Here is a 14,535-nt window from a genome sequence, read left to right as displayed (position 1 = left end):
CGCGAGACTTCTCGGCATGGTCGAGCGTTCGCCGGTAGAGATCCGGCTGTTGCGTACGGTACCCGAGCTGCAACGAGCGGATGCGTTGTTGCGCACGGTCTGGGGGAGCGAGCACGGCGATGCGCCGTTCTCGCTGGACATGATGCGCGCGCTGGCGCACACCGGCGGCTACGTGGCGGGTGCGTTCACCGGCGACACGATGGCGGGGGTCACGGCCGGGTTCCGCACGGTGGACGGTTCGCTGCACTCGCACGTGACCGGGGTGCTGCCGGGGCGGCAAGGTCGCGGCATCGGGCTGGCACTCAAGCTGCACCAGCGTCAGTGGGCCACCGAGCTCGGCCTGCCGTCGATCTCGTGGACGTACGACCCGCTGATCCGGCGCAACGCCTACTTCAACCTGAACCGGCTGGGCGCCATGGCCGAGGAGTATCTGCCGGACTTCTACGGCCCGATCAACGACGAGATCAACGGAGGGGACCTGACCGACCGGCTGTTCGTGAGCTGGGAGGTCCCCGCGCCCGCCGACCGGGAGCCTCCGCCGGACCTGGAATCCGCCGAGCCGCTCCTCGACATCGGCCCGCGGGAGCAACCGGTGCCGCGCGAGGCCTCCGGCTCCGTTCTGCGGTGTGCCACGCCCGCCGACATCGAGACGTTGCGACGGCAGGACCCCAAGGCCGCACGGCGCTGGCGGCTGGCGATGCGTGAGGCGCTCGGTGGCGCCCTCGCCCGCGGATACCGCATCGCGGGCTTCCACCGTTCCGGCTGGTATCTCCTGTGCGCGAAGGACGGATCCGTCTGAAATTCGAGCAGGTGAATCGGCACCCCTTCATGCCTCCGCCGTCCTCGGCGCGTCAAGTGATTGGCAATCGGTTGGTGAGCGGGCGGACGCATGGTGGGGTCTCCAGCCGGACGTGAAGCCGACAACGGCGAGCACGTGGACGGGCTGGAGGCAGGGAGACCGTCATGCGACACAAAGCCATCGTGCCCGCTGAGCCGATCACCATCGCGGCCGACAGGAGGAGGCCCTGATGACCGAGCAGCCACTGGCCACCACGCAGGGGCCCGGCGCCGACAAGCTGATCACCCCGTCGATGTTCCTCGAACTGCTGATCACCTGGACCGACGCGAACCTCAGCGAGATCGCATCACTGTGGTCCATGCCGGGAGAAGGCTGGGAAGATCCCTTCAGGACCGGCCTCACCAAGTACATCCTCAGCCAGTATGTCTGGGCGGACCTGGGGGCTCCGGACACGCGCAAGGTGTATGAATCAGACAAGAAGCAGGCCGACTTCGTGCTCAACGGCACCGTCGCCACCCGAAGCGCGGACAAGGTCGTCGTCGAGGTGAAGTGCCAGTCGCTCGGACGGCTCGCGGACTTCATGAACGACTTCGGCAAAGACATCACGAAGCTCGACGAGGTCGCGGACGCCTACGCCGACTGCCCTCGCCTGGCCTTCGGCGTCTTCTTCACCAGGGACTTCGCCAAGGGAGCCAAGGGGGCCGACGATCCCGCTGAAACGGCCATGGTGGCGTGCAACTTCACGAAGCGGCTCAACGACTACGATCACGTCTACTTCTCCGACACCTACCAGCCGATCAGGCGCAAGGCGGGGAAGGTGACCGCCGAAGCCGTGAAGAAGTCGGGCGCGATCCATCGTGCGGAGGGCGGCACGAACATCAATGTGAAGGGGATACCGCTCGAGGAATGGGACGTCCACGAGCTCGGCATCGTCTACAGCCTGCTCCCCTCGAAGAACGAGGTGGCCCGGCAGGCCGCGATCGAGCAGGAGAAGAGGGAGAGGCAGGCCGCACAGAAAAGATCCCTTGAGGTCTCCAACAACGACAGTGACGAAGACTTCCAGACCTCGCCGTCCAAGCGGTCCCGCGTCACGAAGAACAAGAAGCCCTAGAAGACCTCAAGCCGTCACGCGGCGCTACGCGCCCGTTCGCCGTAGCCGTACGAGAACAGAACCTGGTGCAGCGTTCCTCAAAGGGCTGTGGGAGAGCTGACGGCGTAGATGCCTGGAGACCGGTGGTGGCCGTTCCGGATCCATGGCCGGACTCGTTGGTCGAGCTGGGCGGTGGCGATGCGGGTGGTGTGGTCGATACGGCCGGGCCTGGGCCACGTCCGGGAGAAGATCGCCATGACCACCCGCACGGAGGCCACTACCGTCGCTCAACAGGCGGAGCTCACCGCTTCCTCCACAGGGTCGCGGTCTCGCTGGTCGACTTGACCGTGACGGGCTTGTTCCGCGGGGCGGGCCACACCTGGATCAGGTACCCCTCTACGGGGTCGCCGTCCTCGCGGGGGTCGCCATCGTCACGGTTGTGCCCGTGGACGCGCAGCCGGTAATCGCCGGGGTCGGGAAGCTCCACTCGCTTGGCCGGGTCCTCGCCGCTGTCCGTCGTCCCGAAGTCCATGAACGCAGATTGCCAGGCAACGGACACCTCGGCGACGTCCTGCCAGCCGTCGGCGGTCAGCGGTGGGGCGTCGTCCCACAGCTCGGCGGTGACGACGATGGCGCCGATCTCCTGTCCGCACAGGATGCGGGCGCCGTCGCCGTCGGGGTCGGCGTCGACCAGGCCCGTCGCGGTCCAGTCCGCCTCGAACTCCGTCACCAGGGATTCGCCGGTCAGATCGACCGTGGACGCATCCACCCTCACCTCGGCGGAAGTACGGCGTATCAAAGTCGGCATGGGACCAGATCCTTTCGTCATACGAGGGGGCCGCCCCCTGCGGCGGCAGCAGGAAGGCCACCAGGCCCTCCACCCGGGTCGGCTCCACCTGGGGCAAAGTAGCCGTGAGTGATCGGCTCCCTCATCTGGCAGAGAGCCTGGACCACATCGTGGCTGTTCATCGGCCCCGAGAAGACCGGCGTCCCGGACAGCTGCGGATCGCCATGGCTGCACATCCTGATCAAGGATGCTACCGGGGGCTTCGACCTGGTCTTCCTTGCTACTTCACCCCTGGTGACGCCGACCCGAGTGGCCGAGCACGACATCGACTACGACGATGCTCATCGGCACGCCCGGCGGGTGGCCCCTGATGGCGGCCGCGCGCAGCGCGTGGGAAAGCCGCGGCCTGGTGGTGGCCGGCGCCGCGACCGCCGCGGTGGCGGCCGCGAACCTGACAGTCGAGTCCGGCATCGCCTCCCGCACGATCGCCGCCTGGGTGGCCCGCACCAACGACCCCGGCCGGCACGGCCTGGACGGCATCGACGTCCTGGTCATCGACGAGGCCGCGACGGTCGACGACCGCGACCTGGCCGTGCTGCCGGCCGACTGGCAGCGGGCCCGCACGCCGTATCGCGCCGATGTGCATGACGAGCTCGCCGCCGTGCGTCAGACCCCAGACGGCGCCGATGAACCGCTCGGCGCTGATCATCGTCCCGGCGTGCAGCAGGAGGTAGGCCAGGACGGCGCGATGCCGTGGCGCGGTGGCCGGCACCTGGCGCCCGGACGCGGAAATCATCGTCGGCCCAAGCGTCGAGAACCGCGCGCTCATCATTCCTCCGCAGGTCAAGGCCGCTATGTGGTCATCCATAGCGATCGAATAGGGAACCTATCAGCGGCCCCCCACATGCTCTGACTCGCCACCGGTTTCAGCCGAGTGGAATAACTTCTAACGCTTAGATATTTATCTAACCATTAGATTTGAGGAGTTGAGCATGTCCAGGCTTCCCCTGATCCAGCCAGAGAACGCCACAGGCGCCGCCGCCGACCTGCTGGCCACCGTGCAGAAGGCACTCGGCGTCACCCCCAACATGGCCAAGGCCATGGCCAACAGCCCCGCCGTCCTGGCCGCTTACCTGGAGTTCAGCGGTGCGCTGGCCGGCGGCGAGCTGCCCGCCGCCGTGCGCGAGCGCATCGCCTTGCTGGTCGCCCAGGAAAACGAGTGTGACTACTGCCTGTCCGCGCACTCCTACATCGCCACCAACCTGGCCGGACTGACCGCGGCAGAAGCCCACAGCGCCCGCCACGGGCAAGCCGCCGACCCCCACGTCGAGGCCGCCCTCACCTTCGCCGCCACCGTCGTCCGCACCCGCGGCGACATCGACGACGCCGGCCTGGAGGCGGCCCGCGAGGCCGGGCTCTCCGACGGCGAGATCGCCGAGGTGGTCGGCCACGTCGCCCTCAACGTCTTCACCAACTACTTCAACAAGACCGCGGAAACCGACATCGACTGGCCCCTCGTCTCCCACAACCGCTAAGGACCGCACCAATGACCACCTTCAAGGTCCTCGCCATCTCCGGCAGCCTCCGCGCCGACTCGCACAACACCGCCCTGCTGCGCGCGGCGCAGAAGCACAACCCAGGCGGCCTGGACATCGAGATCTACCAGGGCCTGCGCGACATCCCGCCGTACGACATGGACCTGGACACCCCGCAGGACCGCCCGGAGATCGTCCAGGACCTGCGCCGTCGCGTCACCGAGGCCGACGGCCTGCTGATCGCGACCCCTGAGTTCAACTACTCCATCCCCGGCACGCTGAAGAACGCACTGGACTGGGTCAGCACCGACTGGACCAAGACCGAGGGCTTCCCCCTGCTGCACAAGCCGATCGCGATCATGGGTGCCGCGCCCACCAATTTCGGCTCGGTGCGTGCCCAGCTCGCCCTGCGCCAGGTGTTCGTGTGGACCCACTCCGACGTCGTGGTCAAGCCCGAGGTCATCGCCTTCCGCTCCGGCGAGCGCTTCGACGCCGCGGGCGACCTCACCGACGAGGCCACCATCGACCTGATCCGGCAGCTCCTGAGCGCGCTGAAGGAGAAGATCCGATGAACCGCACCGCGAACGCCGCACTGGCGGCGATGACGGTCTCCTTCGGCCTCAACTTCTCCATGGGTGTCTTCTTCGCACCGACCGCCTCCGCCTATGGCATCAACGCCGCCGTTCTGTCGGTGGCCGCGGCGCTCAGCACCGCGCTGACCGGCCTGGTCCAGGTGCGCATCGGAGGCTTACTGGACCGGATCGGCGCCAGGGCGGTGCTGGCCGTGGGACTGATCCTGAGCTCGGGCAGCTACCTGGTCCTGTCGGTCGTCCAGAGCACCTGGGAGTTCGTGGTCGCCTACATGGTGCTGGGCGGGCTGGGTTTCGCCGCCTCCTCCAGTCTGACGATCACCACGCTGATCTCCCGCTCCTACGGCAGCCAGACGGGTCCGGCCCTGGCCAGGGCGTCCATCGGCATCAACCTGGGCCAGGTGCTGGCCCCGTGGGCCGCGACCGCCATGTTCGAACCGGCCGGCGTCCGCGCCACCTACGCGATCCTGGGCGCGGCCGGTCTGGTGGTCACCGCGGTCCTGTGGTTCGTGCTCCCGTCCGACCGTGTCGAGGTCGCGACCCAGGCGCGCGGGGAGTCACTGGCCGGGCGGATGCGGGTGCTGGTGTCGTTCGGCCTGCACGCGGCGACCATGTACGTCGTCGTCCTCATGCTCCCCAAGCACGCCCTGGAGAGCGGCTGGTCGGTCATCGACGCGGGCCGGCTGGTCGCCGTCGTGGCCATCGCCGCCGGGATCACTTCCGCGCTGGTGGCCCGCCTGCTGCGCCGCCACCGTCCCGAGCTGCTGCTGCGGATCCTGTACGGCGTGCGCGCGGCGGCACTGCTGCTGGCCGTCGCGGTCCCTGGCCCGTGGGTGCTGGTGGCGGTCGCGGTGCTGTTCGGCGCCGCCTCCTTCCCGATGATCCCGCTGACCATGGCCGTGCTGTCGCGTGGACTCGACCCGAAACGGATCGGCCGCACGCTGGCCCCCGCCTGGGTCACCCACCAGCTCGCCGCGGCCGCCGGGCTCGGCCTGGCCGCCGCGATCCACGCGCTGACCGACAGCTACCGCGGCTACTTCCTGCTCGGCCTGGTCTTCAGCCTGGCCGCAGCCCTCTTGCTCACCCCCAGCAGAACAACCGTCCACGCCTGAAAGGCCAACCATCATGACCACAGTTGTGAAGCACGCCACCCTTGACGTTCAGGGCCAGCGGATCTTCTACCGGGAAGCCGGGGACCCGGCCAAGCCCACGATCGTCCTGCTGCACGGCTTCCCGTCCAGCTCGTCGATGTTCCGCAACCTGATCCCGGCGCTGGCCGACTCCTACCACGTGATCGCCCCCGACCACCTGGGTTTCGGGCAGTCTGGCATGCCGTCGGTCACGGAGTTCGACTACACCTTCGACGCCTTGACCGAGCTGACCGTGGCGCTGCTCGACAAGCTGGGCGTGGAGCGGTTCGCGCTCTACATCCAGGACTACGGCGCCCCGATCGGCCTGCGCATCGCCTCCCGCAACCCGGAGCGGGTGACCGCACTGATCACCCAGAGCGGGAACGCGTACATGGAAGGGTTCACCCCCTTCTGGGAGGTGCTCTTCGCCCACGCCACCGACCGGGTCACCCACGAGCCCGCCGTACGGGAGCTGCTCACCGCGCAGGCGACCCGCTGGCAGTACACGCACGGTGTCCCGGCTGACAAGCTGGAGCTGGTCAGCCCCGACGCATGGACGCTCGACCAGGCGTACCTGGACCGGCCGGGGAACAAGGAGATCCAGCTCCAGCTCTTCTACGACTACAAGAACAATCTGGACGGGTACCCGGCCTTCCAGGAGTACTTCCGCACCCACCAGCCGCCGACGCTGATCGCGTGGGGGGCCGGGGACGAGATCTTCGCCGCCGACGGGGCCCGCGCCTACCTGCGCGACCTGCCCGAGGCCGAACTCCACCTGCTGGACGCCGGTCACTTCGCCCTGGAGACCCACGGCGAGCAGATCGCGGCCCTGATCCGCGACTTCCTGGCCAGGAAGCTCACTTGATGCACATTCTGCTGATCTGCGGCAGCCTGCGGGCCGGCTCGGTCAACGAGGCCACACTCAAGACCGCGATGGACCTCGCCCCCGAGGGCGTGACCATGAGCTACTACACCGGTCTGGACGCGCTGCCGCACTTCAACCCCGACCACGACCACGACCCGCCGCACCCGGCCGTGGCCGACCTGCGTACGCGGATCGACGAGGCGGACGCGCTACTGATCTGTACCCCGGAGTACGCGGGCGACCTGCCGGGCTCGTTCAAGAACCTGCTCGACTGGACGGTCGGCGGGGTGGAGACCAGCGGCAAACCTGCCGCCTGGATCAACGTCTCCACCGCCTCCACCGGGGCCAGGCCCACCCACGACTCGCTGCGACGGGTGCTCGGCTACACCGACGCCCGCATCGTCGAGGAAGCCTGCGCCCACCTCCCGCTTCCACGCCACCTCATCGGCACCGACGGGCTGGTCGGCGACCCCGCCTTCCGCGCCGACCTGCTGGCCAGGGTCCGCGCACTGATCAACAGCGTTCAGGAATGACCATCATGCGCATCGACGTGCACGCCCACCTGTGGACAGACGCCTACCTCGACCTGCTCGACTCCTACGGCCGTACCGACACCGCCACCCAGCGGGGAACAGGAGCGGGCGACAGCGACCGGGAGCTGGAGGCCCGCTTCGAGGTCAACGACTCGGTCGGCATCGCCCACCAGATCCTGTCGGTCTCGCCGCAGGTTCCGCACTTCGCCCGGCTCCAGGACGCGGTGCACGCGGCCACGTTCGCCAACGACCTGTACGCCGACGTGGTCACCCGCTGGCCGCAGCGCTTCTCCGCCTTCGCCGCTCTCCCGCTGCCGCACATCGACGCCGCGCTGGCCGAACTGGCGCGCGCCCTGGACACGCTGGGCATGGCCGGCGTGGCGGTCACCACCGACGTGCTCGGCCGCAGCCTCGCCGACCCGATCTTCGCGCCGCTGTTCGAGGAACTGGACCGGCGCGGCGCCATCCTGTACGTCCACCCCTCTGGCCATGACGCGGAGACCCCGCTGATCGCCGAGCACCGGATGCGCTGGATGGTCGGCGCGCCGATGGAGGACACCATCGCCGCCATGCATCTGATCCTCGCGGGGATCCCGTCCCGCTACCCCAACGTGAAGATCATCAACTCGCACCTCGGCGGCGCGCTGCCAATGCTGCTGCGGCGGGCCGACAACCAGTACCGGTGGGAGTCACCCGGCACGCCGGAAAAGCCGAGCGTCGCGGCCCGCCGCATGTGGTACGACACGGTCAGCCACGGGCACATCCCCGCGATCAGGGCGGCGGCCGAATCGTTCGGCGCCGACCGGCTGGTGCTGGGCACCGACTTCCCCTACCAGAGCGGCGACCTGCTCAAGCGCGCCGTCACCTCGATCGAGGAGGCCCTGCCCGCCGCGGAGGCGACCGCGGTCCTGGACGGCAACACCGATTTCCTGCTGTCCGAGCTCGCCGACCACCTCTGAGACTCCGGTACGGCAGGCGCGCTCGCCTGCCGTACCGGCACCACCTCTTCGTAAGGAGCACCTCCATGTCCCGTCCGCCGCTTCCCCCCTTCACCGCCGAGACGGCCGCGCAGAAGGTCCAGCTGGCCGAGCACGCCTGGAACAGCCGCGACCCCGAGCGGGTCGCCCTGGCCTACACCCCCGACTCGGTCTGGCGCAACCGTGACGAGTTCCTCCCCGGCCGCGAGGAGATCAAGGCCTTCCTGACCCGTAAGTGGGCCGAGGAGAACGGCTACGCCCTGCGCAAGCAGCTGTGGGCCTTCACCGACAACCGCATCGCGGTCCGCTTCCAGTACGAGTGGCACGACGAGGCCGGCCAATGGTGGCGCTCGCATGGCAACGAGTTGTGGGAGTTCACCCCCGACGGGCTGATGGCCCGCCGTGAGGCCAGCATCAACGACGTCCCCATCGACGAGAAGGACCGCGTCATCTTCGGATCACGGTCATGAGCAGGTTCGCCCAGCTCGCCTTCACCGAGAGTGTCCAGGCCCACCAGAAGGCGCACGGCAGCGACCGCGCCTACCGCCGCATGCTCAACGGCTCCGTCGAGGCCGACCTGCGCGCCTGCCACGCGCCCGGCTGCGTGCTCTTCTTCGTCAAGGATCACCACCGCCGTGAATGGTGCTCGGCCGCCTGCGGCAACCGCGCCCGCGCCGCCCGCCACTACAGCCAGACGCACACCCGCTGACCGGCACCACGGATCTAGTCAGCGGGCCCGGGCACGCCGAGGGCCGTGTAGAGCTCGTGTGCCCGTGCCGCCTCGTTCGGATCGTTCGTGGCCTCGGCCAGGCCCGCGTGCGCGCGGGCCTGCTGCGGCACGTCGCCGATCTCCGTCGCGATCCGCAGGGCTTCGGTGTGATGGTGTACGGCTTGCGCCGGTTCGGCCATGGCTCGCGCGGCCCGGCCCAGGCTGTTGAGCACATCGGCCTGGCCCGCCGGGTGCGCCTCGTCGCGATAGATCGTCAAGGCCACCTCAAGGTGGTCGAGCGCCCGATCGAACTGCCCCTGCTCGATGGAGGCCAGGCCCAAGTTGTTGAGTGCCTCCGCTTCGCCGACACGGTAGCCTTCCTCCCGGAAGATCTCCAAGGCCCGCAGGTGGTAGCCGACGGCGTCGTCGAAGAGCCGTAGCCGGCCGCTGATGTCGCCGAGGTTGGTCAGGCTGGACGCCTCGCCGAGCCGTACGCCGATCTCCCTGCAGAGATGCAGTGCGGCCTCGAAGTGCAGGCGCGCGGTGGTGTAGTCCTGCCTGCGGGTGTCCAGCGCGCCCAGGAAGGTCCGAGCCCGCGCTTGGTGCCTCTTATGTCCGAGTTCGCGGCCCAGTTCCAAGGCCTCCCGGGCGTGCTCGCGCGCCTCGTCGTAGCGGCCGAGCGGGAACTGCGCCTCGGCCAGGTTGTTGAGCGCGTTGGCGGTCCGGTCACGGTCTCCCAGCCGCCGCCCGGCGGCCACGGCGTCGGAGTGTACGGCTGCCGCCTCGTGATAGCGGCCGTTCACATCGAGGTAGAGGTAGAGGATCGACGCCAGGTCCAGCGTGACCTCGTCCAGGCCTTCGGCGGCAACCGCCAGCAGGTTGGCGGCCTCGTCGGTCAGCCAGGCGCCGGCCGTACCTTTGTCGGCGAAGGAGGTGGCGGGCGTCGATGGCGCGAGGAGGACTGGCCGCCCAGGCGCGCCACCTTCGAACAGCACGTCGACCGCGGTGTTGGCGGTGTAGCGATAGTGGTCGGCCAGCCGGGTCAGGGCGTCCTGTCGCGTCTGGGCGTCTTCGTCCTCGGCGGCGATGCCGCGAGCGTACTCGCGCAGCAGGTCGTGGAAGGTGTAACGGCCCGGCTCTGTCTGGATGAGCATATGGGCGTCCAAGAGGTCCTCCAGCAATTCCTCGGCGTCCTCGGCGGGCAGGTCGGCCAGCGCCGCGGCGGCGTGGGGGTCGAGATCGACACCCGGGTGCAGGCCCAGCAGCCGGAACAGGCGCTGCTGGTCGGCCTCCAACTGCTCGTAGGACAAGGTGAAGGCGGCGGCCACGCCCCGGTCGGCCGTGGTCAGCTCTCTGAGCCTGCGCCGTTGGACGCGCAGCCGGTCGGCCAGGTAGGCCACGCTCCAGCGGGGCCGGTGGCGCAGCCGGGCGGCGGCGATGCGCACCGCCAGCGGCAGGAACCCGCACAGCTGCAGCACGTCCAGCACAGCGACCGGTTCCGCCTGCGCTCGCTCCCCAACGATCGAGGTGAACAGCGCGAGCGCGTCCTCGGCGGGCAGCACCTCCAGCGACACCAGGTCGGCGCCGTCCAGGTCGATCAGCCGCCGCCTGCTGGTGATCAGCATGAGGCTGTGGGTGGCGCCAGGCAGCAGCGGGCGCACGTGGTCGGTGTCGCTGGCGTTGTCGAGGATGATGAGGGTGCGCCGGTTGACCAGCTCGGAGCGCCACAGCGCGGCTCGCTCGGTGAGGGAGAGCGGGATGCGTTCTGCGGGCAGGCCGAGCTGGCGCAGCAGGGTCTCCAACGCGGCGCCCGGCTCAATGGAGGGCTGCCCCGGGGTGTGAGCGTGCAGGTCGACGAAGAGCTGCCCGTCGGGGAAGCGGTCGGCCAGCCGGTGCGCGGCGTGCACGGCCAGCGTGGTCTTGCCGACCCCTGCCATACCGTCGATCGCCGAGATCGTCACCACCGCGCCGCCCTTGGCCCAAGAATCGGCCAGCCGGTCGAGCTCACCGGCGCGCCCGGTGAAATCGGGAATGTCGAAAGGCAGGAACGACAGCGGCTGAGCCGGACCGGATTCGGGCTCGGGGGTACGGACATCGGCAGGCGGAGCCAGAGACGGGTCATCGCGCAGGATCGACTGTTCCAGTTGCTGGAAGTCGCGGCTGGGGTCCAGGCCTTGAGCATCAGCCAGCGTGGTGCGGAAGGTTCGGGCGATGGAGAGGGCGTCGGGCTGGCGGCCGGAGCGGTGCAAGGCCAGCATGAGGTGCCTGGCCAGTCGCTCGCGCAACGGGTGCGCGGCCAGGTGCGCGGTCAGCTCGTCGACCAGAGCCTTGTGTCCGCCCAGTTGCAGTTCGAGCTCTGCCATCTGCTCGAGCGCGCTCAGTCGGCGTTCCTCCAGCCTGCTCCGCGCCTGGGCGACGAAGTCGGCGCTCACATCGGCCAGCGCCTCGCCCTGCCACAACGCCAGCGCCCGCCGGATCTGCTGGGCCGCATGCGTCGGGTCGAGGTCGGCGACAGTGGTGAGCAGGCCGGTGAACTCCTGCAGGTCCAGTTGGTCCGGCCCAGGCTGGATCACGTACCCGGCGCTGCGGGTGGCCAGGACCTCGTCGGTGCCGACCGCGCGCAGGACCTTGCGGATCGCCGCGATCGAGGCCTGCAGTTGCGCGCGGGCCGTGTCCGGCGGGGTCATGCCCCATATCGCGCCGATCAGCCGTTCAGCGCTGATCACCGTCCCTGCGTGCAACAGCAGGTAGGCCAGGACAGCCCGCTGCCGGGGCGCCAGCGCCGCCGACTGCCCTCCTGCCTGCGACACCGCCACCGGGCCAAGCACCACAAACCGCACGTCGATCCCCCTATCGATCCATCCATGGCGGATGAATGGCGAATCTAGCAATCCCCGACCGCACGCTTCCTCTCAATTCCACCGAATGAGAAAGAGGCATGACATGTGCTGACTTACCTTGATCCAGTCCGACGCCGCCACCGGCAAGGCCGCCGACCTGCTCGCCGGCGTCCAGAAGGCCCTGGGCGTCACCCCGAACATGACCAAGGCGATGGCCAACGCCCGCTGTGCTCAAGGCCTACCTCGACTTCTCCGGCGCCCTGACCGGCGGCGCGCTGCCCGCCTCCACCCGCGAGAGCATCGCGCAGCCTGATCTCGGTCGATCAGCAGGTTGGGCCGGTTGATGTCGCCGTGCAGCAAGGTGTCGCCGCCGGCCACCTGGTTTCGAGATCGGCGAGGTCGTGAACGTGACGGCGGCTCCAGTCGTCCAGGTCGGACGGAAGGCCGGCGGTGAGTTCGCACCAGCCGTGCACCAAGCTGGCGAGCTCCGTCACCGCAGGCGGGGCGTCGAGGGCCGCCGGGCGGGGGGTGAGCACGTCTTCGAGTCATCGGCCCCGAGAAGACCGGCATCCCGGACAGCCGCGGATCGCCATGGCTGCACATCCTGATCAAGGATGCTACCGGGGGCTTCGACCTGGTCTTCCTTGCCACTTCACCCCTGGTGACGCCGACCCGAGTGGAGGGGCTGGTCGCCCGAGCCTTGCCGACACCCCGTGATCGAGCCTCGGCACCGAGACGCCGCCGGGCGTCAGCCCGGCGGCGCCCATCCAGCGGCGGACTACGTCAGATCAGCCCTGGCGAAGTCGGCGTGAACCGGCTCACGACACGGCCGCCCAGGGAACATCCGGTGCCCGGTAGTAGCCGATGCCCTGCACGTCCCACCGCTGGCCGTGGGTCACGACCCGGCGCTGGAACTCGTCGTACGAGCGCGCCTCGGCCGACGACCAGCCGACCTCCGCGATCGCCGGCAGGCGAGGGTAGGTCATGAAGTCGGTGTAGACCGACGGCGGCACGAACTGGTTCAGAGACGTGGGCAGCGAATTCGACCCACGGTACGCTCGGTCGGTCCACAGGGGAGCCTCGACGCCCGCGACCTGTTCCTCACTCACGATCCGGTGGGTGCCGTCGGTGCTCGATGTCGCGCTGACCGGGTCCCACTCGTAGGCTCGGCGCAGATTGACCAACCCGGCCCAGCTGAGACCGTAGGGGTTGGTGGAGTCGTATTTCATGTCGAGGTAAGCGCGGTCGGCCGGCGAAGCGATGACGCGCGCCCCTTGGGCGACGCCGGCGCGCAGGTCCCGTACTGCGCCGGTCTCCTGGCCGGTGCCGATCGAGGCCTGGTCACCACGGTCGCCCCACCACTGCAGCAGACTTCCCGGCGGCAGGGTGCCGGCACCGATTTGGTGCCATCCCATGACCCGCTTGTGCTGAGCGGTGACGACCTCGCCGGCGGTCCGTACGTACCAGTCCATCTGCTCGGTCGTGGTCGAGGGCACCTCGTCGCCGCCGATGTGCACGATGTCGGCCGAGCTCTGCTGCGCCGCCTCCCGGAGCACATCGGTCAGGTAGGCCTTGACCGCCGGGCGTGCTTCGGGGGAGAGGCAGACGGGCGGCAGCCCGACGTCGAAACCGAAGTAGGGCGGGGGAGCCTGGCCACCGCAGTTGACCTCGGGCAACGACGCCTTGGCGGCCGTGGCGTGCCCGGGACCGTCGATCTCGGGGATGACGTCGACGAACCTGGCGGCGGCGTACTCGACGATCTCGCGGTACTGCGCCTTCGTGTAGTACCACGGGCCGCCGGTGCCGGGCTTCCAGCCGCTTTGCGTCGAGGCTCCGACCTGTGTCAGCGCGGGTCGCCCGTCAACGGTGAGCCGCCACCCCTGGTCATCGGTCAGATGCATGTGCAGGGCGTTGAGCTTGTACATCGCCATGTAGTCGATGAAGCGCTTGACGTCGGCCACCTCGAAGAACCGCCGGGCGACGTCGAGCATCGCGCCGCGGTACTCGTAGCGGGGCGCATCGCTGATACGCACCGCCGGGATCGTCCATGGTCCCTCGGCCCGCTTCGCCGACTCGATCTGCCGCGGTAGGAGCTGACGCAGGGTGGTCACGCCCCGGAACAGTCCTTCCGCGGTGTGCGCCTTGATCAAGATGCGGTTCTTCTTGACGTTCAGGGTGTAGCCCTCCTCGCCGAGCGCATCGCCGCCTCGGGTGGACAACTCCACGATCGCGCCCTTGGCGCCGCCGCTCTCGAGGGATTCGTGATCATCGCCCTCGCTCGCGACGCCCACCGGTATCCGGTAGCCGGTGGCGGTGCGCAGGAACTCGGCGAACTGTGATCCGACCCTGCGGGCTTCGTCGTCGAGGGGGTGGGTCTTGATGATGGTGCGGGGGCCGAGCGTGGCGGCTTCGCCTGCACGGACCTGGAGATGGGCCGGTGCCGGGATGATCGCGACCGCGGTGCCGGCGACAGGGGTGACGGGGTCGGCGTCGGCTTTGAGCGGTGCCACGCCGATGACGGTGAAAGCGCAGATCGCTGCCGCGACAGCCGCTCGGAGAGGTCGAGGACGTTGCCCGAAGGCAGGAGACATTACGGCACTCCTTCGTCGAGGGGGTGGCCGCAACCTAGCAATTCATGATCAAAAGTGTCAATATTTGCGCTATTTCAATCAACAATAAT

Annotated in this window: 15 protein-coding genes; 12 read left to right on the top strand and 3 right to left on the bottom strand. The window is 69.0% G+C overall.

The window, feature by feature from the left end; genetic code table 11:
* Nucleotides 1–16: 16 nt before the first annotated feature.
* Both ACQPYK_RS27880 and ACQPYK_RS27875 read left to right on the top strand, forming a co-directional pair.
* Nucleotides 17–799 carry a GNAT family N-acetyltransferase gene (locus ACQPYK_RS27880; RefSeq protein WP_433236902.1) on the top strand — a complete coding sequence of 261 codons (783 nt, stop codon included), beginning with the start codon at nucleotides 17–19 and terminating at the stop codon, nucleotides 797–799.
* A 229-nt stretch (nucleotides 800–1,028) separates the two neighbouring features.
* On the top strand, nucleotides 1,029–1,910 hold the full coding sequence (locus ACQPYK_RS27875; RefSeq protein ID WP_433236899.1) for a hypothetical protein: 882 nt from the start codon (nucleotides 1,029–1,031) through the stop codon (nucleotides 1,908–1,910).
* Between the two features lie 280 nt (nucleotides 1,911–2,190).
* Here the strand turns inward: ACQPYK_RS27875 and ACQPYK_RS27870 are convergent, their stop codons facing one another.
* Nucleotides 2,191–2,697: a hypothetical protein gene (locus ACQPYK_RS27870; RefSeq protein WP_433236896.1), complete on the bottom strand. Its 507-nt coding sequence runs from the start codon at nucleotides 2,695–2,697 to the stop codon at nucleotides 2,191–2,193.
* Nucleotides 2,698–3,013: 316 nt separating this feature from the next.
* Between ACQPYK_RS27870 and ACQPYK_RS27865 the strand changes: the two genes are divergently transcribed.
* From ACQPYK_RS27865 to ACQPYK_RS27825, 9 genes are all read left to right on the top strand, one after another.
* Complete coding sequence (locus ACQPYK_RS27865; RefSeq protein WP_433236893.1) at nucleotides 3,014–3,589, top strand: AAA family ATPase; 576 nt, start codon at nucleotides 3,014–3,016, stop codon at nucleotides 3,587–3,589.
* Between the two features lie 79 nt (nucleotides 3,590–3,668).
* On the top strand, nucleotides 3,669–4,211 hold the full coding sequence (locus ACQPYK_RS27860) for a carboxymuconolactone decarboxylase family protein (RefSeq protein WP_433236890.1): 543 nt from the start codon (nucleotides 3,669–3,671) through the stop codon (nucleotides 4,209–4,211).
* A gap of 11 nt (nucleotides 4,212–4,222) precedes the next feature.
* Entirely contained in the window at nucleotides 4,223–4,783 is a 561-nt protein-coding gene (locus ACQPYK_RS27855) for an NADPH-dependent FMN reductase (protein WP_433236887.1), read from the top strand.
* Nucleotides 4,780–5,913, top strand: coding sequence for an MFS transporter (locus tag ACQPYK_RS27850; RefSeq protein ID WP_433236884.1), 1,134 nt, complete (start codon nucleotides 4,780–4,782; stop codon nucleotides 5,911–5,913). The genes ACQPYK_RS27855 and ACQPYK_RS27850 overlap by 4 nt, the downstream gene beginning before the upstream one ends.
* Nucleotides 5,914–5,926: 13 nt before the next feature.
* Nucleotides 5,927–6,796 carry an alpha/beta fold hydrolase gene (locus ACQPYK_RS27845; protein ID WP_433236881.1) on the top strand — a complete coding sequence of 290 codons (870 nt, stop codon included), beginning with the start codon at nucleotides 5,927–5,929 and terminating at the stop codon, nucleotides 6,794–6,796.
* Nucleotides 6,796–7,329 carry an NADPH-dependent FMN reductase gene (locus tag ACQPYK_RS27840; RefSeq protein ID WP_433236878.1) on the top strand — a complete coding sequence of 178 codons (534 nt, stop codon included), beginning with the start codon at nucleotides 6,796–6,798 and terminating at the stop codon, nucleotides 7,327–7,329. The genes ACQPYK_RS27845 and ACQPYK_RS27840 overlap by 1 nt, the downstream gene beginning before the upstream one ends.
* Entirely contained in the window at nucleotides 7,326–8,288 is a 963-nt protein-coding gene (locus ACQPYK_RS27835; RefSeq protein WP_433236875.1) for an amidohydrolase family protein, read from the top strand. Before ACQPYK_RS27840 ends, ACQPYK_RS27835 begins: the two co-directional genes overlap by 4 nt.
* Nucleotides 8,289–8,353: 65 nt before the next feature.
* Entirely contained in the window at nucleotides 8,354–8,776 is a 423-nt protein-coding gene (locus ACQPYK_RS27830) for a nuclear transport factor 2 family protein (protein ID WP_433236872.1), read from the top strand.
* Nucleotides 8,773–9,015, top strand: coding sequence for a CGNR zinc finger domain-containing protein (locus ACQPYK_RS27825; protein WP_433236869.1), 243 nt, complete (start codon nucleotides 8,773–8,775; stop codon nucleotides 9,013–9,015). The genes ACQPYK_RS27830 and ACQPYK_RS27825 overlap by 4 nt, the downstream gene beginning before the upstream one ends.
* Before the next feature lie 14 nt (nucleotides 9,016–9,029).
* On the opposite strand, the gene ACQPYK_RS27820 is transcribed toward ACQPYK_RS27825, so the two are convergent.
* On the bottom strand, nucleotides 9,030–11,855 hold the full coding sequence (locus ACQPYK_RS27820; RefSeq protein WP_433236866.1) for a tetratricopeptide repeat protein: 2,826 nt from the start codon (nucleotides 11,853–11,855) through the stop codon (nucleotides 9,030–9,032).
* 118 nt (nucleotides 11,856–11,973) lie between these two features.
* Here ACQPYK_RS27820 and ACQPYK_RS27815 point away from each other — a divergent pair, with 118 nt between their 5' ends.
* A complete protein-coding gene (locus ACQPYK_RS27815) occupies nucleotides 11,974–12,168 on the top strand; it encodes a hypothetical protein (RefSeq protein WP_433236863.1) in 195 nt (64 codons plus the stop codon).
* 505 nt (nucleotides 12,169–12,673) lie between these two features.
* Here the strand turns inward: ACQPYK_RS27815 and ACQPYK_RS27810 are convergent.
* Nucleotides 12,674–14,365: a beta-N-acetylhexosaminidase gene (locus tag ACQPYK_RS27810; RefSeq protein WP_433236860.1), complete on the bottom strand. Its 1,692-nt coding sequence runs from the start codon at nucleotides 14,363–14,365 to the stop codon at nucleotides 12,674–12,676.
* Nucleotides 14,366–14,535 lie beyond the last annotated feature (170 nt).

The organism is Streptosporangium sp. CA-135522 (genome assembly GCF_050949235.1).
Lineage (GTDB): Bacteria > Actinomycetota > Actinomycetes > Streptosporangiales > Streptosporangiaceae > Streptosporangium.
This window is presented reverse-complemented; position numbering and strand designations above follow the sequence as displayed.